This window comes from Marinimicrobium sp. UBA4209, assembly GCF_002381585.1.
GTDB classification, from domain to species: domain Bacteria; phylum Pseudomonadota; class Gammaproteobacteria; order Pseudomonadales; family Cellvibrionaceae; genus Marinimicrobium; species Marinimicrobium koreense.
In genome coordinates this window covers 984-4,150 of sequence record NZ_DFTP01000096.1, presented here as the reverse complement: position 1 = coordinate 4,150, position 3,167 = coordinate 984, and the positions used below count along the sequence as shown (strand labels likewise).

At 54.2% G+C, this 3,167-nt stretch carries 5 protein-coding genes and 1 pseudogene; all 6 read right to left on the bottom strand.

All coding sequences use genetic code 11. The features are described from left to right. Positions 1-707 (bottom strand): 50S ribosomal protein L2 (gene rplB, locus B3187_RS14235; RefSeq protein WP_286807144.1); only part of this gene is annotated, 707 nt, incomplete at its 3' end. Positions 708-720: 13 nt separating this feature from the next. Beyond that, positions 721-1,017, bottom strand: a complete 297-nt coding sequence (gene rplW / locus B3187_RS14230) for a 50S ribosomal protein L23 (protein WP_024462476.1) — start codon at positions 1,015-1,017, stop codon at positions 721-723. Then, complete coding sequence (gene rplD, locus B3187_RS14225; protein WP_286807143.1) at positions 1,014-1,628, bottom strand: 50S ribosomal protein L4; 615 nt, start codon at positions 1,626-1,628, stop codon at positions 1,014-1,016. Before rplD ends, rplW begins: the two co-directional genes overlap by 4 nt. 20 nt (positions 1,629-1,648) lie before the next feature. Continuing rightward, complete coding sequence (gene rplC, locus B3187_RS14220) at positions 1,649-2,293, bottom strand: 50S ribosomal protein L3 (RefSeq protein WP_024462474.1); 645 nt, start codon at positions 2,291-2,293, stop codon at positions 1,649-1,651. Positions 2,294-2,394: 101 nt separating this feature from the next. Then, positions 2,395-2,706, bottom strand: coding sequence for a 30S ribosomal protein S10 (rpsJ, locus tag B3187_RS14215; RefSeq protein WP_024462473.1), 312 nt, complete (start codon positions 2,704-2,706; stop codon positions 2,395-2,397). 269 nt (positions 2,707-2,975) lie between these two features. Further along, a pseudogene (gene tuf, locus B3187_RS14210) lies at positions 2,976-3,167 on the bottom strand (elongation factor Tu); the annotation flags it as partial.

Here is a 3,167-nt window from a genome sequence, read left to right as displayed (position 1 = left end):
TCACCACCACCGTGCGGGTGATCTACCGGGTTCATGGCGACACCGCGCACCGTAGGACGAACACCGCGCCACCGTTTGGCACCGGCCTTACCGAGTGACCGCAAGCTGTGCTCGCTGTTGGACACTTCGCCCAAGGTCGCCCGGCAGTTAACCAGTACACGGCGGGTTTCACCGCTACGCAAACGCAAGGTCGCGTAAGTACCGTCGCGAGACACCAATTGGCACGACGCACCAGCAGAACGAGCCAGCTGGGCACCTTTCTCGGGCTTCAACTCGACGCAGTGAACTGTGCTACCGAGGGGGATATTCCGCAGCGGCAACGCATTACCCACTTTAATCGCCGCCGCATCACCTGATTCGATCTTGTCACCAGCCTTGAGGCTCTTGGGTGCGATAATGTAACGGCGCTCACCGTCGGCATAACAAACCAGCGCGATGTAGGCTGTGCGGTTCGGATCATACTCCAGGCGCTCTACTGTGGCCGGTATACCGTCTTTATTACGACGGAAATCGATCACACGGTAGTGCTGCTTGTGGCCGCCGCCTACGTGACGGGTTGTGATACGACCAGCGTTGTTACGTCCACCGCTTTTGGATTTCTTCTCCAGCAGCGGCGCGTAAGGAGCACCCTTGTGCAAATCCGGATTGACGACACTTACTACAAAGCGGCGACCGGGCGAGGTTGGTTTACGTTTTACAATAGGCATTGCAACAATCCTCTTACTCAGCTACCGCAAAGTCGATATCCTGACCTTGCTCAAGACGAACGTAGGCCTTCTTCCAGTCACTGCGCTTACCGATACCAAAGCGGGTGCGACGGGTCTTGCCCTTCACGTTAAGCACGCGAACACTTTCAACTTTGACATCAAACAGCGCCTGTACGGCCGCTTTGATTTCGAGCTTGCTGGCATCAGTGGCTACTTTGAAAACAACCTGGTTGCCGTTCTCGCCCGCCATGGCGGACTTCTCGGACACTACCGGACCCAACAAGATTTTATAGATGCGTTCTTGGTTCATCCCAGGATCTCCTCGAACTTTTTCAGAGCCGGAACGGTGACCACAACCTTTTCGAAGCCGATCAAGGCAACCGGATCAACACCCTGAACGTCGCGAACATCAACCTTATGCAGGTTGCGAGACGCCAGGTAAAGATTTTCGTTCACATCCTCAGTCACAATCAGCGCTTCTGACAGATCGTACTGAGCCAGCTTTTGTACCAGGCTTTTGGTCCTGGGTGCGTCGACGGAAAATTCTTCCACCACGACCAGACGCTCCTGGCGATTCAGCTCAGACAGAATGCAGCGCAGTGCTGCACGGTACATCTTTTTGTTGAGCTTCTGCTCGAAGTTGCGGGGCTTGGCAGCAAATGCCTTACCACCGGAGCGCCAGATCGGACTGCGGATGGTACCCGCACGCGCACGACCGGTGCCCTTCTGACGCCACGGCTTCTTACCGCCGCCAGATACTTCAGAGCGAGTTTTCTGAGCCTTGGTGCCCTGACGGCCGCCCGCCAGGTAGGCGACTACCGCCTGATGCACCAGGTCTTGATTAAATTCTTTGCCAAACGCCACCTCAGATACGTTGAGCGTATCTTTGGCACCATCGGGCTTTACAATATTCAATTCCATGGTCGTTTCCCCTCGGACAATTAACCGTTACTGCGCGCTTTAACTGCGGGACGAACAATGACGTCACCACCGGGAGCTCCCGGAATGGCGCCTTTGACCAACAGCAGATTACGCTCAGCGTCGACGCGGACCACTTCCAGGTTCTGAACAGTTACCTGTTCGGCACCCATGTGACCTGACATCTTCTTGCCCTTAAAGACGCGACCCGGTGTCTGACATTGTCCGATGGAACCGGGGGCACGGTGAGAAAGGGAGTTACCGTGGGTAGCGTCCTGCGTGGCGAAATTCCAACGCTTGACGGTACCGGCAAAGCCCTTACCTTTGGAAGAACCGGTGACATCGATCTTTTGGCCAGCCTCAAAGGCGTCAACCGTAATCTCTGCACCAACTTCGAAGGATTCTTGAGTATCGTTACGCAATTCCCACAAACCACGTCCGGCTTCGGCATTCGCCTTGGCGTAGTGGCCCGCTGCGGGCTTGGTAACACGTGAGGCGCGACGAGACCCTACGGTAACCTGCACTGCAGAGTATCCGTCGGTTTCTACATTCTTCACCTGGGTGACGCGATTGGGAGCAACCTCAATCACGGAAACAGGAATGGAAACACCATCATCGGTAAATATGCGAGTCATGCCGCTCTTGCGGCCGACAATACCAATCGTCATGTTGCTAACCTCTCAGTGTACGGGGCTTTTACCCGCTATGGCCGCCCATTTCAGAGCGTTACACAAACCCGGCCGAAACCGGGATTAACATTTACTTTGTATTAGTTAAGACTGATCTGAACCTCTACACCTGCAGCCAAATCGAGCTTCATCAGGGCATCAACGGTTTTTTCAGTGGGCTCAACAATGTCCAGCAAACGCTTGTGTGTACGAATCTCGTACTGATCACGCGCGTCCTTGTTGACGTGCGGGGAGATCAATACAGTGAAGCGCTCTTTGCGAGTCGGCAGCGGAATCGGGCCACGGACTTGTGCGCCTGTGCGCTTTGCTGTCTCAACAATTTCCTGGGTAGAGGCATCGATGAGCTTATGATCAAAGGCCTTCAGGCGAATCCGAATGCGTTGATTCTGCATGTGAACCAAACTCCAGTAATAAACTTTAAAGAACTATCCAAATTGGCGATGGCGTCCGAGCTGAGCTCGTTGATACCCTGCAAAATGGAGGCGCAATTCTAATGGCGGGACAGCCCCCTGTCAAGGGATATGCCAGGATATTCCCGGAATTCCGGAAAACGCACCATTATTTTTTAAAATCAAAGACTTATATCTCCAACAGAACATCTAAAATCGCTCAGGAGACAAAAAAAGGCCCCCGCAGGGGCCTTTTTCAGAGCCTGTATCGCTTACTCGATGATCTTAGCGACCACGCCAGCGCCTACAGTACGGCCGCCTTCACGAACCGCAAAGCGCAGACCTTCTTCCATCGCTACCGGGTGAATCAGAGTCACGTTCATCTTCACGTTGTCGCCCGGCATAACCATCTCAACGCCTTCCGGCAGCTCACAAGCGCCAGTCACGTCAGTGGTACGGAAGTA

Bases quoted from the DNA above. Each gene is read 5' to 3' on its own strand.
- rplW (WP_024462476.1), bottom strand. From the start codon at position 1,017: ATGAACCAAGAACGCATCTATAAAATCTTGTTGGGTCCGGTAGTGTCC.
- rplC (WP_024462474.1), bottom strand. From the start codon at position 2,293: ATGACGATTGGTATTGTCGGCCGCAAGAGCGGCATGACTCGCATATTT.
- rplD (WP_286807143.1), bottom strand. From the start codon at position 1,628: ATGGAATTGAATATTGTAAAGCCCGATGGTGCCAAAGATACGCTCAAC.
- rpsJ (WP_024462473.1), bottom strand. From the start codon at position 2,706: ATGCAGAATCAACGCATTCGGATTCGCCTGAAGGCCTTTGATCATAAG.